This is a genomic window from Cohnella boryungensis, from assembly GCF_042651945.1.
In the GTDB taxonomy this organism is placed as follows: domain Bacteria; phylum Bacillota; class Bacilli; order Paenibacillales; family Paenibacillaceae; genus Cohnella; species Cohnella boryungensis.
The window spans coordinates 98,973-124,144 of sequence record NZ_JBHSED010000058.1; the positions used below are offsets into that span (position 1 = coordinate 98,973).

26 protein-coding genes are annotated in these 25,172 nt (G+C 55.1%); 25 read left to right on the forward strand and 1 reads right to left on the reverse strand.

Annotated features, from left to right (window positions below; translation table 11 throughout):
- The first annotated feature begins 37 nt into the window (after nucleotides 1–37).
- From ACFO1S_RS22145 to obgE, 19 genes are all read left to right on the forward strand, one after another.
- Nucleotides 38–976 (forward strand): dihydrodipicolinate synthase family protein, encoded by a 939-nt coding sequence (locus ACFO1S_RS22145; protein ID WP_204601770.1) that lies wholly within the window; start codon nucleotides 38–40, stop codon nucleotides 974–976.
- Nucleotides 977–1,055: 79 nt separating this feature from the next.
- Nucleotides 1,056–2,372, forward strand: a complete 1,317-nt coding sequence (locus ACFO1S_RS22150) for an ABC transporter substrate-binding protein (RefSeq protein ID WP_204601769.1) — start codon at nucleotides 1,056–1,058, stop codon at nucleotides 2,370–2,372.
- 120 nt (nucleotides 2,373–2,492) lie between these two features.
- On the forward strand, nucleotides 2,493–3,446 hold the full coding sequence (locus ACFO1S_RS22155; protein WP_204601768.1) for a carbohydrate ABC transporter permease: 954 nt from the start codon (nucleotides 2,493–2,495) through the stop codon (nucleotides 3,444–3,446).
- 2 nt (nucleotides 3,447–3,448) lie between these two features.
- Entirely contained in the window at nucleotides 3,449–4,288 is an 840-nt protein-coding gene (locus ACFO1S_RS22160) for a carbohydrate ABC transporter permease (RefSeq protein WP_204601767.1), read from the forward strand.
- A gap of 283 nt (nucleotides 4,289–4,571) precedes the next feature.
- Nucleotides 4,572–5,261, forward strand: coding sequence for a RadC family protein (gene radC / locus ACFO1S_RS22165; RefSeq protein WP_378127688.1), 690 nt, complete (start codon nucleotides 4,572–4,574; stop codon nucleotides 5,259–5,261).
- 82 nt (nucleotides 5,262–5,343) lie between these two features.
- On the forward strand, nucleotides 5,344–6,375 hold the full coding sequence (locus ACFO1S_RS22170) for a rod shape-determining protein (protein ID WP_204601765.1): 1,032 nt from the start codon (nucleotides 5,344–5,346) through the stop codon (nucleotides 6,373–6,375).
- A gap of 21 nt (nucleotides 6,376–6,396) precedes the next feature.
- On the forward strand, nucleotides 6,397–7,266 hold the full coding sequence (gene mreC, locus ACFO1S_RS22175) for a rod shape-determining protein MreC (RefSeq protein WP_378127595.1): 870 nt from the start codon (nucleotides 6,397–6,399) through the stop codon (nucleotides 7,264–7,266).
- Nucleotides 7,263–7,793, forward strand: coding sequence for a rod shape-determining protein MreD (gene mreD / locus ACFO1S_RS22180; protein ID WP_204601763.1), 531 nt, complete (start codon nucleotides 7,263–7,265; stop codon nucleotides 7,791–7,793). Before mreC ends, mreD begins: the two co-directional genes overlap by 4 nt.
- A gap of 74 nt (nucleotides 7,794–7,867) precedes the next feature.
- Nucleotides 7,868–8,530: a septum site-determining protein MinC gene (locus tag ACFO1S_RS22185; RefSeq protein WP_204601762.1), complete on the forward strand. Its 663-nt coding sequence runs from the start codon at nucleotides 7,868–7,870 to the stop codon at nucleotides 8,528–8,530.
- A gap of 3 nt (nucleotides 8,531–8,533) precedes the next feature.
- Entirely contained in the window at nucleotides 8,534–9,328 is a 795-nt protein-coding gene (gene minD, locus ACFO1S_RS22190; RefSeq protein ID WP_204601761.1) for a septum site-determining protein MinD, read from the forward strand.
- A gap of 6 nt (nucleotides 9,329–9,334) precedes the next feature.
- Entirely contained in the window at nucleotides 9,335–10,489 is a 1,155-nt protein-coding gene (locus ACFO1S_RS22195; protein ID WP_204601760.1) for an FtsW/RodA/SpoVE family cell cycle protein, read from the forward strand.
- 285 nt (nucleotides 10,490–10,774) lie between these two features.
- Nucleotides 10,775–11,782, forward strand: a complete 1,008-nt coding sequence (locus tag ACFO1S_RS22200; RefSeq protein ID WP_204601758.1) for a peptidoglycan DD-metalloendopeptidase family protein — start codon at nucleotides 10,775–10,777, stop codon at nucleotides 11,780–11,782.
- Nucleotides 11,775–12,650 (forward strand): M50 family metallopeptidase, encoded by an 876-nt coding sequence (locus ACFO1S_RS22205; RefSeq protein WP_204601757.1) that lies wholly within the window; start codon nucleotides 11,775–11,777, stop codon nucleotides 12,648–12,650. Before ACFO1S_RS22200 ends, ACFO1S_RS22205 begins: the two co-directional genes overlap by 8 nt.
- A 36-nt stretch (nucleotides 12,651–12,686) precedes the next feature.
- Nucleotides 12,687–13,922 (forward strand): Rne/Rng family ribonuclease, encoded by a 1,236-nt coding sequence (locus ACFO1S_RS22210; protein ID WP_204601756.1) that lies wholly within the window; start codon nucleotides 12,687–12,689, stop codon nucleotides 13,920–13,922.
- 176 nt (nucleotides 13,923–14,098) lie between these two features.
- Complete coding sequence (gene rplU / locus ACFO1S_RS22215; RefSeq protein WP_204601755.1) at nucleotides 14,099–14,410, forward strand: 50S ribosomal protein L21; 312 nt, start codon at nucleotides 14,099–14,101, stop codon at nucleotides 14,408–14,410.
- A gap of 14 nt (nucleotides 14,411–14,424) precedes the next feature.
- Nucleotides 14,425–14,769 (forward strand): ribosomal-processing cysteine protease Prp, encoded by a 345-nt coding sequence (locus ACFO1S_RS22220; RefSeq protein WP_204601754.1) that lies wholly within the window; start codon nucleotides 14,425–14,427, stop codon nucleotides 14,767–14,769.
- Between the two features lie 4 nt (nucleotides 14,770–14,773).
- Entirely contained in the window at nucleotides 14,774–15,085 is a 312-nt protein-coding gene (gene rpmA, locus ACFO1S_RS22225) for a 50S ribosomal protein L27 (RefSeq protein ID WP_204601753.1), read from the forward strand.
- Between the two features lie 161 nt (nucleotides 15,086–15,246).
- Entirely contained in the window at nucleotides 15,247–16,005 is a 759-nt protein-coding gene (locus tag ACFO1S_RS22230; RefSeq protein WP_378127596.1) for a Spo0B domain-containing protein, read from the forward strand.
- 15 nt (nucleotides 16,006–16,020) lie between these two features.
- On the forward strand, nucleotides 16,021–17,358 hold the full coding sequence (gene obgE, locus ACFO1S_RS22235; RefSeq protein ID WP_204601752.1) for a GTPase ObgE: 1,338 nt from the start codon (nucleotides 16,021–16,023) through the stop codon (nucleotides 17,356–17,358).
- An 80-nt stretch (nucleotides 17,359–17,438) separates the two neighbouring features.
- Here obgE and ACFO1S_RS22240 read toward each other — a convergent pair whose 3' ends face one another.
- Nucleotides 17,439–18,458, reverse strand: coding sequence for an HD-GYP domain-containing protein (locus ACFO1S_RS22240; protein WP_204601751.1), 1,020 nt, complete (start codon nucleotides 18,456–18,458; stop codon nucleotides 17,439–17,441).
- Between the two features lie 174 nt (nucleotides 18,459–18,632).
- On the opposite strand from ACFO1S_RS22240, the gene ACFO1S_RS22245 reads away from it, so the two are divergent.
- The 6 genes from ACFO1S_RS22245 to ACFO1S_RS22270 all read left to right on the forward strand — a co-directional run bounded on the left by ACFO1S_RS22245 (nucleotide 18,633) and on the right by ACFO1S_RS22270 (nucleotide 24,884).
- Nucleotides 18,633–19,070 (forward strand): ACT domain-containing protein, encoded by a 438-nt coding sequence (locus ACFO1S_RS22245; RefSeq protein ID WP_204601750.1) that lies wholly within the window; start codon nucleotides 18,633–18,635, stop codon nucleotides 19,068–19,070.
- A gap of 46 nt (nucleotides 19,071–19,116) precedes the next feature.
- Nucleotides 19,117–20,403 carry a homoserine dehydrogenase gene (locus tag ACFO1S_RS22250; RefSeq protein ID WP_204601749.1) on the forward strand — a complete coding sequence of 429 codons (1,287 nt, stop codon included), beginning with the start codon at nucleotides 19,117–19,119 and terminating at the stop codon, nucleotides 20,401–20,403.
- Nucleotides 20,404–20,463: 60 nt separating this feature from the next.
- On the forward strand, nucleotides 20,464–21,480 hold the full coding sequence (thrB, locus tag ACFO1S_RS22255; protein ID WP_378127600.1) for a homoserine kinase: 1,017 nt from the start codon (nucleotides 20,464–20,466) through the stop codon (nucleotides 21,478–21,480).
- Nucleotides 21,477–22,361 carry a prephenate dehydratase gene (gene pheA / locus ACFO1S_RS22260; protein WP_204601747.1) on the forward strand — a complete coding sequence of 295 codons (885 nt, stop codon included), beginning with the start codon at nucleotides 21,477–21,479 and terminating at the stop codon, nucleotides 22,359–22,361. Before thrB ends, pheA begins: the two co-directional genes overlap by 4 nt.
- A 169-nt stretch (nucleotides 22,362–22,530) precedes the next feature.
- On the forward strand, nucleotides 22,531–24,126 hold the full coding sequence (locus tag ACFO1S_RS22265; protein WP_204601746.1) for a LysM peptidoglycan-binding domain-containing protein: 1,596 nt from the start codon (nucleotides 22,531–22,533) through the stop codon (nucleotides 24,124–24,126).
- A gap of 65 nt (nucleotides 24,127–24,191) precedes the next feature.
- Nucleotides 24,192–24,884 carry a BofC C-terminal domain-containing protein gene (locus ACFO1S_RS22270; RefSeq protein WP_204601745.1) on the forward strand — a complete coding sequence of 231 codons (693 nt, stop codon included), beginning with the start codon at nucleotides 24,192–24,194 and terminating at the stop codon, nucleotides 24,882–24,884.
- The last annotated feature ends 288 nt before the right edge of the window (nucleotides 24,885–25,172 follow it).

Below are 25,172 nucleotides of genomic sequence, written 5' to 3' on the forward strand. Positions count from 1 at the left end.
GATTCTATTCATGACTTGAGGGAGTGACAGAAAAGAGATGAACAAGAACCTACCGGACGGCGTTTGGCCGGTTATGCTGACTCCGTTTACGAATGATAATGAAGTTGATTACGATGCGCTGGACAAGATGGTGGACTGGTACATTCGCAAAGGTGCGAACGGTTTGTTTGCGGTTTGCCTCTCGAGTGAAATGTTTAACCTATCGCTTAGAGAACGGGCGGAGGTCGCACGCCGAGTCGTCGAGTCCGCAGCGGGCCGAATTCCTGTAGTCGCTTCCGGACACATCTCAGACGCCATCGGAGAGCAGATCGACGAGATTGGAGAAATATCCAAAACGGGTATCGATGCTTTTGTTCTCGTAACAAATCGTCTCGCGGCGGAGCACGAGGACGAAGAAGTATGGAAGCGTAATGCCGAAACCATTCTTGCGCAGCATCCCGATGTCATGTTCGGATTATACGAGTGTCCGTTGCCTTATCAACGATTGTTGTCTCCCGAGTTGACGAAATGGTGCGCCGAGACCGGTCGATTCCTGTTCATGAAGGAATGCAGCAATAATCTGGAGCAGATCAAAGAGAAGCTCGAAGCCGCTCGCGGGACGCCGCTGAAAATTTACATCGCCAATAACCCTCACGTTCTGGAAACGATGCAAGCAGGAGGAAACGGATACAGCGGCATTCTGGCAAACTTTCAGCCTGAACTGTATGTGTGGCTTACCGAAAACTGGGATAAAGAGCCGGAGAAAGCTAAGCATGTCCAGGACTTTTTGGGAGCATCCAATCTATTCGAAGGGCGGCACTACCCAACCAGCTCAAAATACTATATGCAGCTTGAGGGATTGCCGTTGGGCTTGAAGTGCAGAACGAAAAAGCTGGAGGAGTTTAAGGTTACTCATCGGCGGGAAATCGAACAGCTTCATCGAGCCAACCGTTTTATAGCCGATCAATTGCAGCTGAACGGTGCAGATTCGCTTTGATATCCTCTCTATATCGATATTTCCTATAAATATAAAGAAAATAAAAGTCAACACCTATAAACGAAAGGGGATTATATCCATGCCATTTTTCAAAAAAGCAGGGGGTGTCGTCATTGCTCTCAGCTTACTGCTTGCAGGATGCGGCGCCAACAGCAAAGAAAACAGCGGAGGCTCGCCGGAATCGTCGGCTTCGGGCAGTGCCGCCACGTCGTCCAATGAAAAAGTGAATTTACGAATGACCTGGTGGGGGAATCAGAAGCGGGCGGATTTGACGATGCAGGTCATCGAATTGTTCGAAAACAAGTATCCGAACGTCAGTATTGCTTCCGAATTTATGGCTCAAGATGTTTACGCGGATAAAATCAAGACGCAGATGGCGGGGAGAAGCGAGCCTGATCTCATCGTCATGGGGAACGACTATATCGATTATGCTGCTAGAGGTGTCCTTGTGGATTTGACGCCTTATGTCGGCAATGAAATTCAAATCGGTCATTTCGAGGATTCCTTCATTAACCCGGGTCGCATGGACGGGAAGCTGTTCGGCCTAAATCTCGGGAACAACGGCGTTGGGCTTATTTACAATAAAACAATGATCGGCGATGCGGGCATCAGCTTGCCGGAATCGATGGATTGGGTACAGCTTGAGGAGTTCGGCAAGGAATTGGCTGCCAAGCTAGGCAAGGGGAAATATGCCTTTGCGGATCAATCTTCTTTGAACGAGTATTTCGAGCTGTATCTTCGACAGCAAGGCAAATCGCTTAATGCGGACGGTAAAGTCGGCTTTGAGCCCCAAGATGCGGCCAATTGGTTTGCTATGTGGGAACGCTTCCGCAAGCAGGGAATCATTCCTCCGGCAGAAATTTCCGCGGCTCACGTCGAATTGAGCGCTGAAACGTCAACGCTTACGGAGGGCGTGACTGCGATGGTGTTTCGTTATCTGAATCAGCTGCCGGCTTTTCAAGATGCCGTACAGGATGAGCTGGATCTGATCACGCCGCCGAAAGGCGACGAATCGGGCAAGGACGGCTTGTGGCTGCATCCCGGCCAGTACATTACTATCAGCGCCAACTCCAAGTATCCGAAAGAAGCGGCCCTATTCGCCAATTTTATGATCAACGATCCGGAGGCAACCCAGATTCTCGGCAGCGACAGGGGGATTTCCATCTCTTCGACAGTGAGGGAAGCGCTTAAACCGACATTGTCGGCCTCCCAGTTAAAGATGTTCGAGTATTTCGAGAACGTGATTGCAAAAGCCGATCCTATGCCTAAGGCGATGCCTACCGGCGATTGGAACGGCGCCTTGGGTAAAGCGGCCATGAAGGTGGCATTCGCCAAAGCGACGCCGGAAGAAGCCGGCAAGGAAGTCTACGAAGCAGCATTAAAAACGTTAAAGTAAGCCTCTTGGCGCAAACTGGCTCCGGCTTCCGGCCTGAGCCGGTTTCATTTTTGAAACTCGATCGGAAGCCATTATCGTTATTCTTTTTAAAATTATCGGATGTATTGAGGAGGAGCGCGGATGAATGTTACGACATCTGACGCACGTAAGGCTGGGAGGGGGCGCGGCAAAAACGCCGCAGGTCGTCTGTGGCGCAAGGACGGAGCCGCGTACCTGTTCTTGTTGCCCTGGTTAATCGGTCTTGCCATCATGACTCTTGGACCCATGGTCAGTTCGCTTTACTTGAGCTTTACCAATTACGATATGCTGACGCCATCAGAATGGATCGGTTTGGGGAACTACCGGGAAATGTTCGGCGGGGACGAGAGATTTATCACTTCCTTAAAGGTGACTTTCGTCTATGTGCTGACATCGGTGCCCTTGAAGCTGGCTTTCGCATTGGGCGTTGCCATGCTGCTGAACAAGGGGCTGAGAGGTCTTGGTTTTTATCGAACGGTTTACTACATTCCGACATTGCTCGGAGGAAGCGTAGCCATAGCCGTGATATGGAAAAAAATGTTCAGCGGTAACGGTGTTTTTAATCAAATGCTGTATTCCGTCTTTGGCGTTCAAGGGCCGGATTGGATCGCCAACCCGGATTATTCCATCTACTCGCTTGTCGTTTTATCCGCATGGCAGTTCGGGTCCACTATGATCATCTTTCTGGCCGGACTCAAGCAAATACCGACAGAGTTCTACGAAGCGGCGCGAGTCGATGGCGCCGGCCGGATAAGGCAGCTATTCAGAATTACGCTGCCGCTTTTGACACCGGTGCTGCTCTTTAACATTGTCATCCAGATGATTTCCGCATTTCAGGCATTTACCCAAGCTTTTATTATAAGCGGAGGCACTGGCGGGCCGATCGATTCTACCTTGTTCTATACTCTCTATCTGTATATTAAGGGATTTACTTTATTTGAAATGGGCTATGCGTCGTCAATGGCATGGGTGTTGTTATTTATTATCGGTTTTTTCACCGCTTTGGTATTCGGTTCGTCCAAATACTGGGTGAATTACGGGGATGGGGGGGATTGAAGATGCAGCAGGTGAAATCGAAAAATCCATGGATGATTCATCTGGCCATATTCGGTCTCGGGATCGCGATGCTTTATCCGATCGCCTGGCTATTTTCCAGTTCGTTAAAGCCCAGCTATTTAATTTTTTCAGACCAGCGGCTTTGGCCGGCCGAGTTCACGATACAGAATTATATCGATGGCTGGCGAGGAGTTGTCCGACAGGGCTTCCATACGTTTTTGCTGAACTCAACATTCGTGAGTCTGATGGCTGTAGCGGGGAATGTCGTCTCGTGCTCCCTGACCGCCTATGCTTTCGGTCGAATGAATTTTCGAATGAAGAAACCGCTTTTTGCATTGATGTTGGCGACGATTATGTTGCCGCACCACGTGTCGATGATTCCGCAGTATATTCTATTTCAAAATCTCGGTTGGGTGGACAGCTATCTGCCGCTAATTATTCCTAAGTGGCTCGCAACGGAAGCCTTCTTCATTTTTCTAATGGTGCAGTTTATTCGGGGGCTGCCCAAGGATTTGGACGAATCTGCCCGCATCGACGGGTGCGGTCCGTTCCAGATCTATTGGAAGATCATCTTGCCGCTGTCGCTTCCGGCAATTATTACGACCGCCCTCTTTTCATTTGTTTGGACATGGGACGACTTTTTCACCCAACTGCTGTATATTAACTCCGTCAAACTGTACACGGTTCCGCTCGGCCTGAGATTATTCCTGGATTCAACTGCCGACTCGGCATGGGGACCGTTGTTTGCGATGTCCATTCTGGCGCTGTTGCCCAGCTTAATTATTTTCTTTTCTATGCAAAAGTACTTTGTCGAGGGCATTTCTACAACCGGCCTAAAGTGATAGCTGGAGAGCTCAGCTATCCGATAATTCCAAATCGGCATTTCGGAGATTCATGGTCCGGAATCGCCGATTTTTTTAGTTTCGGGACTCGTTAACCCCTCTTTACATGAGATTGTTTTAATAATACCGAACGGGGCGGCGGATTGCCGAATTTGATTCGATTCTAGGCATTTAAACATGTTATAATCGAAGGCGTATTCTAATGAAATAGGTGGGAAGGATAGCCTAATCCGGTACAAGCCAATCCCGCAGCCGATGCGGATTACGAAAGCTGGTAGTCGCTCTGGAGCAAAGATCATTTCGAATTCGGGAAATTCCTCTGGAGGAACGTCCCCGGGAGCGGATGCAGCGACTCGGTGCAGAGGCGCTGAGCCACGCCGAGCTGCTGGCCATTCTCCTGCGCACGGGCAACTCCAGCGAGTCTGCCGTCCATCTGGCCCAGCGCATTCTGAACGAATGCGGCGGCTTGCGCAAGCTGGCGGAAAGCAGGTGGGAGGAATTGACGCTCATTCACGGCATCGGCCCCGCCAAGGCGCTCCAGCTTCAGGCCTCGATCGAGCTCGGCCGGAGAATCGCACGCTCCAAGCTGCCGGAAACGATCCAAATTACCTGTCCCCAGGACGCGGCGGATCTTCTAATGGAAGAGCTGAGGCACCATCGCGAGGAGCATTTTGTCTGTTTGTTCCTAAATACCAAAAACCATGTTATCGGTCGTCAGACGTTATCCATCGGCAGCCTGAACGCTTCCATCGTGCATCCCAGAGAAGTGTTCAAGGCGGCCATCAGGCGGAGCAGCGCGTCTATTCTTTGCGCTCACAATCATCCTAGCGGTGACCCGACTCCGAGCGCGGAGGATATTCAACTTACGAAGAGATTGGGGGAAGCCGGCCAGCTGCTCGGGATTGAAGTGCTCGATCATCTGGTAATAGGTGACAATCGCTTTATCAGTTTGAAGGAGATGGGCTGCTTATAATATAATATAAAAGATTGTCCCGACTGGAACGCTGCCTGAAGCGTGAAACATAGCGGTCGCGGTATAAGCAGGAGGTAGCAGAATGGTTGGAGGATTTACAAGGGATCTGGGAATTGACCTGGGTACCGCTAATACGCTGGTGTATATGAAGGGCAAAGGAATTGTCGTCAGAGAGCCGTCGGTGGTCGCTCTGCGTACTGATACAAAGAGAATCGAAGCGGTCGGATCGGACGCGAAGAAGATGATCGGCCGTACGCCGGGCAATATTGTCGCGATCCGTCCGATGAAGGACGGGGTTATCGCCGACTTCGAAACGACGGCTACGATGATCAAGTATTTCATTCGCAAGGCCCAGAAGCCTCGCGCGGTGTTCGCGCGCCATCCCAACGTCATGGTATGCGTGCCATCCGGCATTACGGCGGTGGAGAAGCGCGCCGTAGAGGATGCAACGAAGCAGGCGGGCGCTCGCGAGGCTTATATTATCGAGGAGCCGTTCGCTGCCGCCATCGGTGCCGATCTGCCGGTGTGGGAGCCTACGGGCAGCATGGTCGTCGATATTGGCGGAGGCACGACCGAAGTGGCGGTCATCTCTCTTGGCGGCATCGTAACCAGCAAATCGATCCGCATCGCGGGCGATGAGATGGACGATGCGATTATCGCGTATATCAAAAGGCTGTACAACCTCATGATCGGCGAGAGGACGTCCGAGCAGTTGAAGATGGAGATCGGCTCGGCGATGCCGCTGGAGAAGGTCGAATCGATCGAGATTCGCGGCCGAGACCTCGTAACCGGACTGCCTAAGACGCTTGCGATTACGTCGGACGAAGTGACGGAAGCTCTGTCGGACACCGTCAGCTCGATTATCGAGGCCGTAAAGGCAACGCTGGAGAAATGTCCTCCGGAGCTGTCTGCGGACATCATGGATCGCGGTATTGTACTTACGGGCGGTGGGGCTTTGCTGCGCAATTTGGACAGGCTGTTGACCCGCGAGACGGGGATGCCGGTTTTGGTAGCCGAGAATCCGCTGGATTGCGTGGCGATCGGAACGGGCCGAGCGCTCGAGAACATTCACCTGTTCAAGACCAAAGGCGGAGCCTCCCGATCCGGCCGATAATTCTATAGGACGGGAAAGCAGGTGGGCGCGATCTTTCGCTTAATGCGCAATAAGCGGTTATTCATTCTCATGATCGGGTTGATCGTGTTCATCGCCCTCATGGGAATAACGTTAGGCCGGTCCAAGTTAACCTGGCCTGAGAAGTTCGTCAACGACGCTTTTGGCACCGTGCAAGGCGTGTTGTACCGGCCGGTCGGAGCGGTCGCGGATTTTTTCCGCGATCTCGGCCGGCTTTCCGACGTATACAAGGAAAACGAGCAGCTGAGAATGACCGTTGCCCAGTATACGCAAGATCAGATCAAATTCAACAAGCTTGAAGCGGACAACAAGCGGCTGCAGGAAATGCTGGACTTCACGGAAGAGCAGAAGAATATGGACAACTACAGCTATCTGATTGCTCAAGTTGTCGGCAGCACTTCCAATCCTTACGAGAAAACGATTACGATTAATCGCGGCAGCAAAAACGGCGTTAAGCCCGATATGGCGGTCAGGACGGTCGACGGACTTGTCGGGCTCGTCAGCAAGGTCAAAAATTTTACATCCACCGTTACTCTTATTACGACGCTGGACCCCAACTCCTCGAAGGGCACTCCCGTGTCGGCATCGTTCCTAAGCAAGCCGGACTCCTTTGGCATTATCGAATATGATGAAGAATCCAATATGCTGCAGATGAGCAAGATCGACGAGAAGGACAAGCCGATGGACGGCGACAAGGTCATTACTTCGGGGCTAAGCAGCTTGTTCCCCAAAGGCGTAATCATTGGTACCGTAAAGAACAGCCAAGTCGGCGATTTCGGCCTCACCTACACGGCGATCATTGAACCGGCCGCCAAGTTCGATCATCTCAGGGAAGTGTTCGTCATCGTCGTTCCCGAGGTGGAGGAGCCGTGAAGATACGCATTAACGGAGTCATTCTGCTGGGGCTTGTGCTCATTCTTCTGGAAAATGGAGTCATTCCGTGGCTTGTTCCGCCTTCGTGGAGCGACAGGCTGCTTCCGCACTTGAACTTTATCTTAACGATGTTCGTAGCCGGATTTGCCGGCAGGCACTACGCTTTCCTGTTCGGTCTGGGCTTCGGGCTGCTTCAGGATCTGCTGTCTTACGGCTTCTTGATCGGGCCTTACGGGTTCGGCATGGCGTTAATCGGCTATTTCGCAGGCTTGCTGGCGGAATACAAAAGCTATTCCATCGGGATATTTGCGTGGGCCGTTGTCGTGTTCGGAGCCTTGCTGGATTCCATCGTCTATTTTATTTACAAGCTATTCCGCTTGACCGATCTTGAGTTTGCTTACGTATTTTACTGGCAAGTCGCTCCAACCGCGCTGCTGCAGCTCTTGATTGCGCTGATGATGTACGTGCCGGTGCGCCGCTTGTTGATTAAAGCCTCTCTTTCACCCGGCGAGGACAAGCCGGAATAAGAGGGAACTTCAGCAGGCAGGAATTCCGCTTGTCCAAGCAGAATTTGAAATAGCGTAGGGAGGAGCGGACACTTGTGACGGGCAAAACACTCATAACGATTAAAGGCGTCAAAGAAGGCCTCGTATTTCTATTGGACGACCAATGCGATTTCCTCACTCTGTTGGATGAGCTGAACGCGAAACTGGATAAGCACGGTCCGCAATTCAACGGACCGATCGTGCATATTTTCATAAAGCTGGGCGCCAGACAATTGGAAGAAAACGATAAAGAGCGGATCAGGGCGATCTTCCGCAGGCAAGGGAACTTGCTGATCCAGTCGATCGACAGCGATCCGCCGATGGCCGATCCAGACCTCAAGCCTGTTCCGACGCTGCATACGGTGACCGGCATGGTCCGCTCGGGCCAGACCGTGGAATATGACGGACACCTTCTGCTGCTCGGAGACGTGAATCCCGGCGGCACGATCAGATGCAGCGGCGACGTATACGTGCTCGGCGCGTTAAGAGGGACGGTACATGCGGGTACGGAGGGCAATGAGCAGGCGATTATCGCGGCATCGCTGATGCGGCCGACACAGCTGCGTATTGCGGATGTCATCAGCCGTCCGCCGGATGAGTGGACCTCCTCGGAGCCCTGGATGGAATATGCGTATTTGCGCGAAGGCGCGATGGCCATCGACAAGCTGACAAGCCTCGGTCGTCAGCGTAAAGAAGTCATGCTGTTCAAAGGAGTGTAGAACATGGGAGAAGCGATCGTGGTCACCTCAGGCAAGGGAGGGGTCGGCAAAACGACGACATCGGCCAATCTGGGCACCGCGCTGGCCATGGTGGGACAAAAGGTATGTATGGTAGACACCGATATCGGCTTACGCAACCTGGATGTCGTGATGGGACTGGAAAACCGGATTGTCTACGATCTGATCGATGTGGCAGAGGGGCGCTGCCGAGTCAACCAGGCTCTGATCAAGGACAAGCGCTTCGAGGATTTGTACATGCTTCCGGCCGCGCAGACAAAGGACAAGAACGACATTTCGCCGGAGCAGGTTCGCCAGATCATCGAGAGTCTGAAGCCGGATTTCGATTATATTATTATCGATTGCCCGGCCGGGATCGAACAGGGCTTCCGGAACGCGATCGCAGGCGCGTCGCAAGCCATCGTTGTGACAACGCCCGAGCATGCCGCGGTGAGGGATGCCGACCGTGTCATCGGCTTGCTGGAGAAGAGCAATTTCCCTTCTCCGAAGCTGATCATTAATCGCATTAGGCCTAACATGGTCAAGAGCGGAGATATGCTGGAGGTCGACGAAATCTGCCAGGTTCTGGCGGTCGACCTGATCGGCATCGTGCCGGATGACGAGTTGGTCATCAAAGCGGCGAATTCCGGCGAACCGACGGTTATGAACGTTCACTCCCGGGCCGCGATCGCGTATCGCAACATTGCGCGGCGCATCCTAGGCGAGACGGTTCCTCTTGCGCATCTGGACGAGAAGTCGGGCATGTTTAGCAGAGTAAAGAAGTTCTTGGGAATGGGATGATCGGGATTGCTTAACCGATTGAAAAAAATGGACTGGATGATGCTCGGCATTCTTCTGATGTTCATGGGGATCAGCACCATTCTGGTTCGCAGCGCGACGCACAACAACCCGTTGCCGGCCTATCAGAACATGGACTTCATGACCTTGGTCTTCTACGGCCTGGGCTTCGCCGTCATCATTCTGTTCACATTGATCGACTATCGCCTGATTTTGAAAATATGGTATGCCTGGTATGGAATCGGCATCGTGATGCTCTTGCTTATTTTCGTGCTTGTCGAACCGAAGAACGGGGCCCGAAGCTGGTTTGATCTGGGTTCCTTGTCGTTTCAGCCCGCCGAAATCATGAAGCTCTTCCTGATCATTGCGATTGCCGCCCTCATGGGCAGAAGGCAAGGCGACCCGCTTCGCATGCGCAGCGATGTCATGGTCGTAGCGGCCGTCGCGTTCGTTCCGTTCGTCCTTGTTATGCTGCAGCCCGACTTGGGCAACGCGATGATCTATATTTTTATCGTGCTGGGCATGCTGTGGATCGGCAACGTGCGGTACTCCTATGTGCTGATCGGCCTTACGGCCGTAGTGGGCGGGTTGCTGCTGTTCGTAACGCTGTTCAATTCCTACAACGACGAGATCAAGACGTACCTGAAGGAGCACGATCTCGGTCACTGGTATGAGAGAATCAACACGTACATCCATCCGGAGGAAGCCTCGGCGGATGCGCGCCGCCAGTCGGAATACGCGATGATCGCGATCGGCTCCGGAGGATTAGCCGGGGATGGATACCTCCAGGGAGAGTCCAAAAACAGGAAGTTCATCCCGTATACCTACTCCGATTCGATCTTTGTCGTGATCGGGGAGGAATTCGGCTTTCAGGGGTCCGCATTGCTGCTTTTGCTCTACTTCCTGTTTATTTACAGGATGATCCTGATTGCTTATCAATGCTATGACCGAAGAGGCTCCTTCATCATTATCGGAATCGCGACGATGATGGTGTTCCAGATTTTCCAGAACATCGGGATGATGCTCGGCATTATGCCGATTACGGGAATTACGCTTCCATTCATTAGCTACGGAGGGACATCGCTCCTTCTGAACATGCTGTCGATCGGCTTGATTTTCAGCATTAAAGCACATCAGGAGAAGTATCAGGTGGATGACCAATAAAATCGTCTTTCAGACGACAATACGGAAGGAGCTGACTCACAAGTGCTAAACTTTTGAGCAGCTTCTTTCTTTTTTCTCGATTATGGTTTTGCGGCTCCGCTCCTTCAGGAGATACATGCCCTCTTTTTTCATCGATTGAGGTAAGAAAAAGCCCACAGAAACGCAAAAAGAAATTTTGAGCCAGTCCCTTTTCTTTAGGTTGTCCGCGACCGTGTCCTGCCAAGGTCTATTCGTATCTTGTCCGCCATACAGTATTAACAGAAAGCGGACAAGGGAGGACTACCGATGCGAATTCGGAACAACGTGCGCGATCGCAGGCGGAAGAGAATCGCGCAGCTCGTTGGCGAGCAGGCGTTCGGGCAGGGTGAGCAGGCGGAGAAGACGAAGAACGATGCGGCATCCCCGTTTTCGGACCAGGAGGGCGACAGGTTCGAGGCGTTTCCGATGCCCCCTTCGAAGGCGGAGAGTCTGCTTCCCGTCGCAAGCCTGTCTCCCGATGGGACAAAGTCGGACTTCTCCGCTCCCGGGCGTTCCACCGACCCGGACCCCGAGCTGTGGTGGAAGGAGCAGGAAAGACGGCTTAAATCGGGACAAGTTCCCGGCTGGTCAGGGCTCAAGGGGCTCGCTCCGACCTCGTTGCCGCCAGGCGGATACTCGCCGGACAGAGAGCCTGCAAACCGCTTTATCCGGGGGCTCGCCGTTCGATTCGCGGTGGCGGCGGTCGCGTTTGCCGCGATCTGGGGCTGGCTGAAGCTCGATATGCCGGGAAGCGCCGAAACGCGGGCTTGGATGGTCGGTTCGGTCACGACAGATATGGACTTTCAGGCGATCGAAGCCTGGTACGGCGACACGTTCGGAGGGTCCCCCTCCTTCTTTCCGTTCAATCGAAACGAGTCGGATACGAAGGAAGTGTCCGTCAAGCCCGGTCCGTTGGACACCGCACCTCCGATTAAAGGCAAGATCGTGCAGGGCTATGCCCGGAACGGGAAGGGCGTCAAGATTGCCGCGGCAGGGAATAGCAAGGTCTACGCCGTTTATACGGGGTGGGTGCAGCAGGTGACGCAGGATCAGACTGGAGGAATTACGGTTCTGGTGCAGCATCAGAATCATCTTCTGACCGTCTATGGAGGTCTGGCGGAAGCTTCGGTCAAAGCGAAGGATTGGGTGGAGACCGGGGAAGCGCTCGGGCGGCTCGGACCGGCTGCCGACGAGAATGGCGAACGGCTGCTGTATTTTGCGGTGCAGCAGGGCGAGCAAACGATCGATCCGGCGGAAGTGGTTTCCTTTGATTAGATGGCGCTCTATTGCATTCAGGCTCCACCCGCTGTTCGTTCTCGTTATGCTCGCTTCGATCGTTACGGGACGAATCTCCGAGCTGATCGTTTTGTTCGCGATTGTCCTCTGGCACGAGATCGGGCATTTGCTTGCCGCATTGCGTTTCGGCTGGACCGTTAAAGAAATGAAGCTTCTGCCCTTCGGAGGCGTTCTTGAAGTCGAAGACGCAGGCTCGGTGCCGGTCAGGGAGGAGATGTGGGTCGCGATCGCGGGGCCTGCCCAGAATGCGCTGCTCGCGGCAATCGGCTATTTTCTTGGTCACTTGGGCTGGATCGACAGCGGATGGTCGGACGATTTCGTGCGTGCCAACGTGCTGATCGGCCTTTTTAATTTACTGCCCGTGCTTCCGCTGGACGGAGGACGGATGCTGCAATCCTGGCTCAGTCTGCAATTCCCTTATCATCGGGCGCTGATGTGGAGCGCCAAGCTGAGCTTGTTCTTCAGCGTTCTGCTGGCGGGCGCGGCATTATATCCTCTCGCCCGAGGAGGCTTGCTTCACTTGAATCTGCTGGCTGTCGGCATTTTCTTGTGCGCATCGAACTGGACTTATTTTCGCAACGTGCCGTTCGTGTTCCTCAGATTTCTCGTACACCGCAGCGAGCAGGCCGAGCAGCGCATCGATCAGGGTCGGCTTTCCCGGCCAATCGTCATTGCGGAGAATCGACCGCTGACCCGCATTCTCAAATTGTTCATGAAGGAGCAATATCACTTGATCTACGTCATGAAGCAGGGAAAGCTCGTCAGGGTCGTACCCGAGAAGGCGATTGTCGACGGTTTTCTGGGGCGGCTGTCGGCCGGGAATGCGGATTTGCGCTTTTTCATGTAGAATAAAGAAAACAGATTCCCGTAAGGGAGGTTTTGCATGAAGCGGCTTTTTATACACTGTTCGCCTAACGCGACTCAATCGGCTCTGTTGGAAAACGGTGTTTTGACGGAATTCGGCGTGGAAAGAACGGAAACGGCTTCGTTGATCGGCAATCTGTACAAGGGGCGCGTCGTGAATGTCCTCCCCGGCATGCAGGCGGCTTTCGTCGACATCGGCTTGGCCAAGAACGCTTTTCTGTATGTGGACGACGCCTTGCATCCCCATCTGGAGAAGCAGCCGAAGGAGAAGCCAGCGATTAACGAGCTGCTCAAGCCCGGCGACCAGCTGTTGGTGCAAATTATGAAGGAGCCCCTTGGAAGCAAGGGAGCCCGCGTTACGACCCATTTCTCGATCCCGGGAAGATGGTTGGTTTATATGCCGGAAGCGGATTATGTAGGCATCTCCAAAAAGATAGAGCAGGAGGTCGAACGAAGTCGGCTGAAGAGCTTGGCCGAATCGATCCGGAACGAAGGCGAAGGCGTGATTCTGCGCACGAATGCCGAGGGAGAGAGCCGGGAGGCGCTGGAGGAGGACTTGAACGGCTTGCGCAGGATATGGCAAGGGATTGTTCAGGGAAGCCGGGCGGTCAATGCTCCCGCTGAGCTTCATCGGGATACGGGACTGGTCGGACGTCTGGTCAGAGATGTGATGACGGCGGACACGGAGCAGCTTTATATCGACGATGAGAAGAGCGCCGGAGAGGTTCGCACCTATTTGCGCCAGACCGCTCCAGCCTTGGAGGGCAAAGTGCAGCTTTATCGGGAGCAGAAGCCGCTGTTCGAAAAATTCGGCATTAAGGAGCAGTTGGACCGGGCCTTTCAATCGCGCGTCTGGCTGCCCAGCGGCGGATATCTCGTGTGGGAGCAGACCGAGGCGCTCACGGTCATCGACGTCAACACGGGGAAATATACCGGCACGGTCGATCTGGAGGAAACCGTCTTCCAGACCAACAGAGAGGCGGCCGACGAGGTCGCGAGACTGCTGCGCCTTCGGGATGTCGGAGGCATCATCATTATCGATTTCATTGATATGGAGAGGGAAGAGCATCGCCAGCAGATTGCGCAGCAGCTGGAGTCGAGAATCAGGAGCGACAGGACCAAATGCCAGGTTGTCGGCTGGACGCGTCTTGGGCTGATGGAGCTCACGCGCAAGAAGTCCAGGGAGAACGCAATGAACTACTTTTACGAGACGTGCGCCGCATGCAAGGGGAGCGGCAAAATTTATATTCGTTAAATACGGTTGTAATCCTACAATTGATGTGATAAAATCCTATAGTGCGTGCAATCTGAAGATTTGCAGGCTACAACCGCACTCCACCGGGTCGATAAGATCGGCGCTGCCCTGGCTGAATTCCGCCGCGGCAACCGACACCCTCCGAGGCGAGTCTTAGACATGAGGAGGTGCACCAGATGTACGCGATTATTGAAACAGGCGGCAAGCAATACAAAGTCCAAGCAGGCGACGTGATTTTCATCGAGAAGCTTTCCGCTAACGCAGGCGAGAGCATCACGTTTGACCGCGTGTTGGCCGTTTCCAAAGACGGAGGCCTCACGACGGGCTCCCCGATCGTGGCCGGCGCGTCCGTAACGGGCAAAGTCGAGCAACACGTGAAAGGCGAGAAGATCATCGTTTTCAAGTACAAGCCTAAGAAGAACTACAAACGCAAGCAAGGCCATCGTCAACCGTACACGAAAGTGACGATCGAGACCATCAAGGCATAAGAGAGGCCGCCGAGATGATCACGATAACAATCGTGCGCAATGACGAGAAGGCTATCATGCGGTTTGCCGTAACGGGGCATGCTTACTACAACGATCCTGGCAAGGACATTGTCTGCGCCGGCGTATCGGCTGTAACCATTGGAGCAGTTAACGCGATCGAGAAGCTGACCGGCCTGGCGCCGAAGGCGGAATCGAGATCAGGCTTGCTCAAGGCGGAAGCGCCGCAATGCGCGGACCCCCGGCGGAACGATCAGGTCCAGCTTCTGCTGGAAGGAATGATCGCCGCTCTCGAATCCATCGTAGAATCCTACGGCAAGTACGTGACCATAAAAGAAACCTTTGAGAAAAAAGGAGGTTGACACCATGTTGAAGTTAGATCTTCAGTTATTCGCCTCGAAAAAAGGGGTCGGATCGACGAAGAACGGACGGGACAGCCACTCCAAGCGCTTGGGCGCGAAGAGAGCGGACGGCCAGATCGTAACGGCCGGCAGCATCCTGTACCGCCAACGCGGCACGAAGATTCATCCGGGCACGAACGTCGGCATCGGCAAAGACGATACGTTGTTCGCGCTGGTTCCGGGCGTCGTCAAGTTCGAGCGTCTGGGTCGCGACCGCAAGAAAGTCAGCGTATACGCTGTTGCGCAAGCTCCGGTAGCTGCCGCGCTTGAAGTTTAATAGGGCATCCAGAACCCCGGCCAATGCTAGTTGGTCGGGGTTTTTGCGTGAACGAAACCGTGCGCGTAACGCGTGGTGAAGCGGGAGCTGCCATGTTATACTGTAAGAGTGAACGGCTTCCGAACTTGGGCGGGAGAGGAAATACGAAACGGGGAGTTCGCATGAGGATTAGGAAAACGACGCTGTGGGGGGCGGCGCTTGCGGCGTCGTTGGCTTTGCCTGTCGCGGCCGTCTGGATCTGGCATCATTCATGGTGGTCGCTCATCGTATTCGTTCTGTGGACGATCGCGTTATCCTTCGCAATGGTCGCGTGGCAGCGAAGAAGGCATCGGGAACGATGCGACAAGCTGTTGACGCATGCGCAAATCGCGACGATTCGCACGCTTAGTCACCATCGTCACGACTGGATGAACGAGCTGCAAATTTTATACGGCTATCTCAGGCTGAACAAGCTCGATAAAGCGGTTGATGTGGTGGATAGAATAAGGGAACGGATGGAGCAGGAAAGCAGGGTTTCCCAGCTGGGGCACCCCGAGCTTGCAGCTTATCTGATTTCCTTCCGTACCGTATGCGACACGATGCGTCTCGAGGTTGAGGTTCAGGAAGGGCTTTATCTGGACAAGCTTCCATTGGAGGCGGATAGGCTGTCCAGAACGATTATCGGCTTGGTGAACGTGATCCGTTTTCGGGCATCCGTTCCGCTTGCCGGAGAGAACGTGCTTAAGCTTGCGTTATCCCGAGAGGACGTTCGTTTGATCATGGTTATGCAGTACAGCGGCGAGCTGGCGGCGGCGGGAAGCATAACTGAAGAGTTGGAAAAATGTTTGGCAGATGCAGGGCAAATGGCTCAGGGAATCGAGCCGGCGGAGCAGTCGCATAACGAGCGGACGATGGTTATCCATTTTCCTCTGTCGGCATAATGGAGTGAATACATCATGTTTGTGGATAAAGCGAAAATATTTGTTAAAGGCGGCAACGGCGGAGACGGACTGGTCGCCTTCCGAAGAGAGCTATACGTTCCGGAAGGCGGACCTGCGGGCGGCGACGGCGGCAACGGCGGCGACGTCATATTCCGGGTAGACGAAGGCTTGCGCACCCTGATGGATTTCCGTTACCAGAAGCACTTCAAGGCCGATCGGGGAGAGAAAGGCCGCAATAAATCGCAGCATGGAGCCAACGCCGATCACATGATCGTTCGCGTGCCTCCCGGCACGATTGTCGTGGACGACGATACGGGAGAGCGGGTCGCCGACTTGACGAGGCACGGTCAGGAGGTCGTCATCGCCAAGGGCGGCAGAGGAGGCAGAGGCAACATCCGCTTCAAGAGCTCCGTGAACACCGCTCCGGCCATAGCGGAGAATGGCGAAGAAGGCCAAGAGCGCTGGGTGACGCTGGAGCTCAAGGTGATGGCGGACGTCGGGCTTGTCGGGTTCCCGAGCGTTGGCAAGTCGACGCTGCTCTCGGTCGTATCCGCCGCCCAGCCGAAAATCGGGGCGTATCATTTTACGACGATTACGCCTAATCTCGGCGTCGTGGATCTGGGCGACGAGCGCAGCTTCGTCATGGCCGATCTGCCGGGCCTGATTGAAGGCGCGCATACCGGAGTCGGTCTTGGCCACGATTTCCTGAGACACGTCGAACGCACCCGCATCATTGTGCACGTGGTGGACATGTCCGGCATGGAAGGCCGCGATCCTTATGAGGATTGGGTGAAGATCAACGACGAGCTGCGGCTGTACAATCCAAAGCTGGCAGAGCGCCCGCAGATCGTTGCGGCCAACAAGATGGATATGGCGGAATCCGAGGACAACCTGTCGGCGTTCCGGGATCAGGTTGCGGAGCTTCGACCGGATATCGTCATCATGCCGATCTCTTCGCTGACGAAACAAGGCGTTCGGGAAATGCTGTATCGCGTCGCGGATCTCCTCGATTCGCTGCCGGACGTCTCCGAGCTGGAAGAAAGCGAGCAAGCGGCCAAAGCCGACGAGGGCATCGTCTACAAGTACGAGACGACGGATGACATGGCGTTCACGATCTCGAAGGACAACGAAGTGTTCGTCGTGGAGAGCGAAGGCATCGAACGGCTGATGCGGCGAACGCAGTTCAACTCCTACGAAGCCATTATGCGCTTCGGCCGTATCCTTCGCGGCCTGGGCATCGACGATGCGTTGCGCAAGCGGGGAGCTAAGGACGGCAATACGATTCGCATCGGCAAATTCGAATTTGAATTTTTCGAAGGCGGCAGCGACGACTATCTATATGAGGATCAATAATACGCCAAAGCGATTCAAGAAGAAGGCTGTCCGACCGGTTCGAGTAACCGGGGACAGCCTTCTTTGCTACGCAAGGAGGATCAACCGACGATCTGCTCCATCTGAAGATGAATCTCCTTGCTGAGATCGATGTAACGCTCTCCTTGGCGAATCAGCGGTCTTGTCGGGTCCGAGGGCGGAATGAGCACGACTTGGCCTACCGTTCCGTCCGTCAATTCCACCTCGCAGCCGATCAGGGAATTCATCAACCGTCTTGTGAACGTCAGCAAAATGCTTTGATCGAAATTTCCCAGGGAGCCGGTAAACATTAATCTAAGAATTTCATAGAAGGGGGAGGCCTTCCGGTAGACGCGATCGCTCGTCAGCGCGTGGAAGACATCCGAGACGGCGACGATCTTGCTCAAATAGTCGATTCGTTCGCTGCTCAGGCGATGCGGATATCCGCTGCCGTCCTCCCGCTCATGATGCTGCAAGGCGATAAGCGCGGAGCGATGGTGGAGGTCTGCGCACTGTTTAATCATATCGTAGCCGTACAAGGTATGTAATTTCATGGTCTCATATTCTTCATCTGTCAGCCTGCCGTTTTTGTTGAGGATGTGTTCGGGAATCGCCATTTTGCCTACGTCATGGAGAACGGCCCCGATGGAGAGGATAGCCAGCTCGCCGGGCGGCAAGCCCATCCAACGGCCCAGCATGGAAGAAAGCGCGCCGACGGCGATATTGTGGCGATAGGTGTAGTCGTCCTTGGCGCGCATGGAGAGAAGCAGCGGGAACACCTGGACGCTTTCCATGGATCTGGTCATGACGGGCATAATCTCGTTCTGAATGTCGGCGATCGGAATGTGGCCCGAATGGCGGATGCCTTGAAAAATATGCCGGAGGGTAGAGACGGAGGCCTCTAATTCCCTGAGCGCCGCTTTCTCTTCGGACAGGGGGTCCAAATCGTATTCGGTCAATTCGATTCCGTGCATCGCGAGCTTATGGAGATCCGCATCGCTGATAATATGCGACAAGGGGAGTACGAGAACGCCAAGGGCGTTGAAGAGGTCCCGGTTCAACCGGCGACCGGTCCATTGCGGTTTTGCGGCGTGATATCGCATGTCTTGGAAGCCCTCCGGTCCGCTAGTAGCAGGAGTCATTTTGAATTTGCGTACATTATAGCAACACAAACTTACAAATTTCTTTCTCGCGTGAAATACCTATTGCCCCTGTCCGATCTATTCGCTATAATGTCCTCTATATACAAACATTCGTCTTTCCTGGGAGGACGCATTATGGCGGAACGTTATTATGTCGTCCGCGAGGACCTGCTGCCGGAAGGCATTCTCAAGACGGAGCAAGCCAAAGAGCTGCTTCGGCGGGGAGAAGCGGCTACCATTCATGAAGCCGCGGAGCGGGTAGGCTTAAGCCGCAGCGCGTATTACAAGTACAAGGACGGCGTGTATTCGATCGAGCAGGCTTCGCGCGAATCGATCGCCACCTTGTCGATGGATCTGGAGCATCGATCGGGCGTATTGTCCAAGGTGCTCGGCACGCTGGCGGCGAGCGAAGGGAACGTACTTACGATCTCGCAGTCGATTCCATTGCAGGGCTTGGCCAATGTCGTCGTATCGCTGGACACGACCTTAATCAACGGCCATTTTCCGGAATTGTTAGGAAACCTTCGCTCCCTGGACGGAGTGAAGCGGGTGACCATAGTCGGCCGCAGTTAACGAGATGAGCATAGGTAAGTTAACAGTTGGAAGCGGGGGAACAATCATGAAGGCTGTCAAAGTGGGTTTGCTGGGGTTAGGCACGGTTGGAACGGGCGTCGTAAGGCTCGTCGAAGGCCATCAGGAGGATTTGTCCAATCAAGTGGGCTCTCCGATTTCCATTGCGCAAATTCTCGTCAAGGATCGAGGGAAGAGCCGCAGCATTGCGATCGACCCTGCCAAGCTTACGGAAGATCCGTGGGAGATCGTCCGCAATCCGGAGATCGACGTCATCGTCGAAGTGATGGGCGGAATCGGCCAGACAAAGGAATATATTCTCGAAGCGCTGGAGCTCGGCAAACATATCGTTACGGCAAATAAGGATCTGATGGCATTGCACGGGCCGGAAATTCTGGAGAAGGCTCGGGAGAAGGGATGCGACGTACTGTACGAAGCGAGCGTGGCAGGCGGCATTCCGATTATCCGGACTCTGATCGAGGGCTTCTCTTCGGATCGGATTACGAAGATCATGGGCATTGTGAATGGAACGACCAATTACATTCTGACCAAGATGAGCCAGGAAGGCGCGGCCTACTCCGAGGTGCTTAAGGAAGCGCAGGAGCTCGGCTACGCGGAGGCCGATCCGACCTCCGACGTGGAGGGACTGGATGCGGCTCGCAAAATGACCATCTTGTCGACGCTGGGCTTCCGCTCGAACGTGGCTCTGGAGAACGTCAGCGTCAAGGGAATCAGCTCCGTCAGTCAGGAGGATATTCAATATGCCAAGCAGCTGGGCTATGAAGTGAAGCTGCTCGGCATCGCGGAGCGCCAGGATGACTTGATCAGCGTAAGCGTGCAGCCGACGATGATCAAGCGCAGCCATCCGATCGCCTCCGTCAACGGCGTGTTCAACGCGGTTTACGTGCATGGCGAAGCGGTGGGCGAGACGATGTTTTACGGAGCGGGAGCGGGGGAGCTGCCGACCGCCACCTCGGTTGTCGCGGATCTTGTCGCCGTCGTGAAAAACATGAAGCTCGGAGTCAACGGACGTCAAGCGCAGTTGGCCTACAACGTAACGAAGCTGAAGACGGACGATCAGATCGCTTCGAAGTTTTTTCTGCTGCTGCATGTGGAGGATCGGGCGGGCGTACTGGCCCAGATCGCCCAGGTGTTCTCCGATTGCGACGTCAGCATCGAATCGGTTATGCAGCCTTCGGCTCCGAATCCGACAAGTACGGAAATCATCATCATTACGCATCAGGCCAGTAAAGCGGCGATGAGCAAAGTGCTGAACGCTTTCGAGAGCCTGCCTGCGGTAAGAAAGGTCAAGAGCGTCTATCGCGTCGAAGGATGAGGCGGGCTGCGTCGTCTTGCTCGCGAGAACCGGATTATCGAACTAAAGGAGCTTTTGAATATGCGTGAAGGAATGGCAACGAATAAACTCAAATCCGGACGCGTCGTCGTCAAGGTGCCCGCCAGCACGGCCAACTTGGGACCGGGCTTCGATTCCCTCGGAATGGCGCTGTCCCTGTTTGCATGGGTGAGTCTGAAGCCTTCGGATACGACCCGGATTATGCTCGTCGGCGATCATCTGAAGGGAGTGCCCCTGGATAAGACCAATCTGGTCTACGAGGTGGCGCAAGCCGTATTTCGCAAGGCGGGGATTGAGATCCCGGAGCTGGAGATCGGCATTCGAAGCGACATTCCGCTGACGCGGGGCCTGGGAAGCAGCGCCTCGGCAATTGTAGGCGCATTGGTCGCGGCAAATGCTCTAATCGGCAACGCGTTGACAGATGACGAGCTGTTCCAGATGGCAACTGCGCTGGAGAAGCATCCCGACAACGTTGGCGCTTCCTTGTTCGGCGGCATCATCGCGGCGGCATGGGACGGAGAACGGGCCGGCTACGTCCGAATCGAGCCGCCGCAAGGGATGGAGGTGCTTGTGGCCATTCCCGAGTTCGAGCTGTCCACCAAGAAGGCGCGCAATGTGCTGCCCGAGCAGGTGACGATGCAGGATGCGGTGTTTAACGTTACGCACAGCTCGTTGTTGACGGCCGCGCTGGCTGCGGGTCGTCTGGATTTGCTGGGACAGGCCATGAGGGATCGCCTGCATCAGCCATACCGCGCTGCGCTGATTCCAGGCATGGAAACGATCCTGCGGGACGCGACCTCGCATGGCGCTCTTGGAGCGGTATTGTCCGGCGCGGGACCGACGCTGCTGATGCTTGCGGAGAGCGGTCAACCGGAGGAAGGCCGGCTGGAGGCCTTCGTGAAGCAGGTGATGTCCGCCGAGGGGATCAACGTGTCTACCCGCTGGCTGAAGCCGTGCTTGCACGGTCCCGAGGTCCGTTTTTTAGGGGAGAAGGACCCGGGGTATCATGAGGCTCCTCAGCAGTATTTGGCAAGCGTAGAAGCGGAGGTTGGCGTATGAGCTCAAAAAAATCGGTTGCGCTGCTTCCGCGGGGAACCGTATCGGATGAGGCGGTCCGCTATTTGTTCCGAGATCAGGACGTGGAATTCGTATATTGCAAAATGATTGCGGACGTCTTTCAATCTACGGCGAGCGGCCGCACGGACTGGAGCGTTATCCCGATTGAGAATACCATCGACGGCTCCGTAAGCTTGCACATCGACCTGCTTGTGCACGAGGTAGACTTGCCGATTCGGGCGGAATGGGTGTTCCCTTCCATCCAGAATCTTATCGGCTCGGCCGGCGAGCTGGCAGGGAGCGACGGGCAATGGGATCCGGACAAAATTGTCAAAGTCATGAGTCATCCGGTAGCCATGGCGCAGTGCATGCAATTCATACGCGCCAGGCTGCCCCATGCGGAGCTGGAGACGCTGAGCAGTACGTCCGAAGCGGTTCGCACGGTCCTGAGCAATCCAGGCAAGGGCTGGGCGGCGCTTGGAACAAAGCTTGCGGCGAAGGAGACGGGACTCGACCTTCTCCAGGAGGGGGTCACCGACCACGACAACAATTTTACTCGTTTTCTGCTGGTCGGCAACACTCCTTACGAGAATCCGACGGCAACGGCGCAGCATACAAGCGTTCTGATCACGCTTCCGGAGGACTACCCGGGGCTGCTGCATCAGGTGCTGTCGGCGTTTGCGTGGAGAAAGATCAACCTTTCCAAGATCGAATCCCGGCCGACGAAAAAGAAGCTGGGTACCTACTACTTCTACATCGATATCGCTTATGCGCTCGATTCGGTGCTGCTCCCCGGAGCGCTTGCCGAGATCGAGGCGCTAGGCTGTCAGGTGAGACTGCTTGGCTCCTACCCGAGCCTGTCGTATGAACCGGCGCGCGCCTAGCGCGGCTGCATTATCAAATCGTATGGAGAATGATCCGGCGGGCCTGCAGGCTGCCGGATTTTTGCTGTGAAATGGATGTCAAATGCCCATGAACTGCATAGGATGTAAGGATTGCGCGAGGGCATTCGCCCGGTCGTGAACGATTTCATCACTATCAGGAGGGAACGGCGTGAAAATCCATATGGTTAAGCAAGGGGATACGCTGTATTTGATCGCCAAGAAATACGACGTGCCTCTGGAAGCCGTCGTGAAAGCCAACCCGGAGATCAGCAATCCGGACGCGATCGAAGTGGGAATGAAGGTGAAAATTCCGTCTTCCCCTAAATCGCCGGTCGGCGTCATTCATCAGCACACGGTTCAACAGGGAGATACGCTGTGGAAGCTCTCCAAGGCGTGGGGCATACAACTGACGGATATGATCGAGGCCAATCCCCAGCTCAAAAATCCGAATGCGCTGCTAACCGGCGAGGTCGTCAATATTCCGAAGGGTTCGCACCCAGGTAGCACGGGGACGGCGACGATGCACGACAAGGCGTCGATGGGAGCTAAAGCCGAAACCGGCAAGAAAGGAACGGCCGTTCAGCCGCAGCCGTTGCCCGCTCCCCCGCCAGTGACGATTACGCCGACTCCGCCGCCGGTAACAGTTACGCCGGTTCAGCCTCCCGCTCCGCAGCCGGCACCGCCTCCGGTGCAAGTATTGCCCGCTCCCGAAACGAAGCCGATCTACGGCATCGAAATTCATGAGCATGTCGAGCTGACGTACCCTGTCGGCAAGGCCGAATCTCCCATGCCTTACGGCTATGGTATGCCGTTTCCGGGCGTAGGGGGACAAATGACGGGCGGCGGCTATGGCGCTCCCGGCAGCGACGGCTACGGCTATGGTTACGGCATGCAGCAGCCGATGGTCGGCGGCGAGGCTTGGCATATGGGGGGGCATGGCTATGGATATGCTCCGGGAATGGCGCAGCCGTCGATGGGAGGCGAGATGACCGGCTACGGCATGCCGCAGCCGGTACTAGGGATGCAGGGCGCCTATCCCGGCTGTGCGCAGCCGTACGGCCTGCCTCCATTGGAGGGGCAGCTCGGCGGCACCATAGGCGGTTTATACGGCATGCAGGATTACTCTTATAGTCCGCCCGAAGCGATGGCTTCGAGCCAGAGCCCTGCCGCGGGCGGTAAGCCTTCAGGCTGCAAAACGTGCGGCGGCAGCTCGTCTTTGAATTCTTATGCCGGAGCCGGTTATCCGGGAACGGAGTACGAAGGGGACAGAGTTGCTTATGGACAGATGCCGTCCGCGGTCAGCCCGGCGATGAGCGGATATGGACAGATGCCGTCCGCGGTCAGCCCGGCGATGAGCGGATATGGACAGATGCCGTCCGCGGTCAGCCCGGCGATGAGCGGATACGGACAGATGCCGTCCGCGGTCAGTCCGGCGATGAGCGGATTTCCGGGAACGAATCCCGGTGCGTATTACGGCACTCCTATGGGAGAGCTGCCGGTCGGATACAAACAGATGACGTCTCCGTATTATTGCGAGCCTTATTATGGCGGCTTCCCTCCGATCCCCCCAATGCCTGGTCTTCCGCCGATGCCTCCCCTGAGGGAAGAGGAAGCGGAGCAGCGGTCATTGGAGAATGAGGAGCCCGTTAAGATCAAAGCTTCGGCCGACAAAAAAAGGCAGCCGTCCAAGCCGAAAGCCAGGCAGGCGAACGTGCAGGAGGCCAAGCCGAAGCGCAAGGAAAACCTGCCATGGATCAATTGGTAAAATAAGTGCATAGCGCCGGAGTCCCTGGGCAACAATACTAACAAAAAGCAGAGAAGGGGATTCCGGTGTCTCGCTTCCGTATTTTCAAAGAGCTCAAAAAATCTCTAAAAAGAAAACGTCGCCACGTCTGGTCGCTCGGGATCGGCGCTTTTGTCTTCCTGGCGGCTTCATTGGCCGGAGCATGGCTCGCTCATCGCGTCGTTTCCCCGGTGCAATCCGAGATATTCGCGCCTGAGGAATCGGCTCCGGTCTGGATGGACAAGCTATCCGACTCCGATACCTTATTATCCAGGAGCCAAGCGCTGCTTGCCCTGCGGAACCGAAAAGGCGATGTAGAGCTTGTGCTGCAGCGTACTTATCTGTGCGGAGAGGAAACCCGCCGGCTGGGCACGCATACCGCTTCGAAGGCGGAGGAACTGCTCCGGTCCCATCGGGAATGGGACGCAAGGTTCGAGAGCGGAAGGCTGACGGTCAAGGAGAATGTGGATGATCTGTCGCCGCGCTGTCGCCAGTCCGCTTATGTGGGGATGGACAAGAGCGGCAACCTTTCGCTGTATGACGGCCCACCCTGGAAAGACAAGGTCATTCGCACCTTTTTTCACTTGGACGTTGAACGGATGGAAGCCCAGCTTGGCGAAGAGCGCGCCCGCGAATTGGCGGCGGGCATTCGCGTCCCGGACAAAGCGGCATACAGCAGCATGCTTTCCGCGTTCAATGAATATGCCAGCGTAAGCTCTCAAGCCAAGCCGCAGCCCTAGGCCCGGCATAAAGCTGCCAGAAGACGCTCCCGTCGAGGAGCGTCTTTTGGCGTTGTTGCGCATTGTGCGAGCAAGAGTTTCGTCCTGTCAGCTTTAGCGAGCTGAGCCCTAAGGCTCATTTTGCTTTGCCGTAACCGTCCGCAGCTCCGACAGAGCCCCGGCTGTAAGGGCACGGCTGGGATTGTGCGGCGATGATGTGTTCTCCTTCTGTTCTCATGGAGAACAACATTTGCTATAATGAATCAGAATGTTTAGGTTTACTTTTTAATAGAGCGCTGAATCGGGGGA

Excerpts from the sequence above, each read along its gene's own strand:
- ACFO1S_RS22220 (WP_204601754.1), top strand. The coding sequence starts at position 14,425 with ATGATCACGATAACAATCGTGCGCAATGACGAGAAGGCTATCATGCGG.
- ACFO1S_RS22170 (WP_204601765.1), top strand. The coding sequence starts at position 5,344 with ATGGTTGGAGGATTTACAAGGGATCTGGGAATTGACCTGGGTACCGCT.
- ACFO1S_RS22230 (WP_378127596.1), top strand. The coding sequence starts at position 15,247 with ATGAGGATTAGGAAAACGACGCTGTGGGGGGCGGCGCTTGCGGCGTCG.
- ACFO1S_RS22155 (WP_204601768.1), top strand. The coding sequence starts at position 2,493 with ATGAATGTTACGACATCTGACGCACGTAAGGCTGGGAGGGGGCGCGGC.
- pheA (WP_204601747.1), top strand. The coding sequence starts at position 21,477 with ATGAGCTCAAAAAAATCGGTTGCGCTGCTTCCGCGGGGAACCGTATCG.
- rpmA (WP_204601753.1), top strand. The coding sequence starts at position 14,774 with ATGTTGAAGTTAGATCTTCAGTTATTCGCCTCGAAAAAAGGGGTCGGA.
- ACFO1S_RS22200 (WP_204601758.1), top strand. The coding sequence starts at position 10,775 with ATGCGAATTCGGAACAACGTGCGCGATCGCAGGCGGAAGAGAATCGCG.
- minD (WP_204601761.1), top strand. The coding sequence starts at position 8,534 with ATGGGAGAAGCGATCGTGGTCACCTCAGGCAAGGGAGGGGTCGGCAAA.
- ACFO1S_RS22245 (WP_204601750.1), top strand. The coding sequence starts at position 18,633 with ATGGCGGAACGTTATTATGTCGTCCGCGAGGACCTGCTGCCGGAAGGC.
- ACFO1S_RS22160 (WP_204601767.1), top strand. The coding sequence starts at position 3,449 with ATGCAGCAGGTGAAATCGAAAAATCCATGGATGATTCATCTGGCCATA.
- rplU (WP_204601755.1), top strand. The coding sequence starts at position 14,099 with ATGTACGCGATTATTGAAACAGGCGGCAAGCAATACAAAGTCCAAGCA.
- ACFO1S_RS22150 (WP_204601769.1), top strand. The coding sequence starts at position 1,056 with ATGCCATTTTTCAAAAAAGCAGGGGGTGTCGTCATTGCTCTCAGCTTA.
- ACFO1S_RS22210 (WP_204601756.1), top strand. The coding sequence starts at position 12,687 with ATGAAGCGGCTTTTTATACACTGTTCGCCTAACGCGACTCAATCGGCT.
- ACFO1S_RS22240 (WP_204601751.1), bottom strand. The coding sequence starts at position 18,458 with ATGCGATATCACGCCGCAAAACCGCAATGGACCGGTCGCCGGTTGAAC.
- ACFO1S_RS22145 (WP_204601770.1), top strand. The coding sequence starts at position 38 with ATGAACAAGAACCTACCGGACGGCGTTTGGCCGGTTATGCTGACTCCG.
- ACFO1S_RS22250 (WP_204601749.1), top strand. The coding sequence starts at position 19,117 with ATGAAGGCTGTCAAAGTGGGTTTGCTGGGGTTAGGCACGGTTGGAACG.
- thrB (WP_378127600.1), top strand. The coding sequence starts at position 20,464 with ATGCGTGAAGGAATGGCAACGAATAAACTCAAATCCGGACGCGTCGTC.
- obgE (WP_204601752.1), top strand. The coding sequence starts at position 16,021 with ATGTTTGTGGATAAAGCGAAAATATTTGTTAAAGGCGGCAACGGCGGA.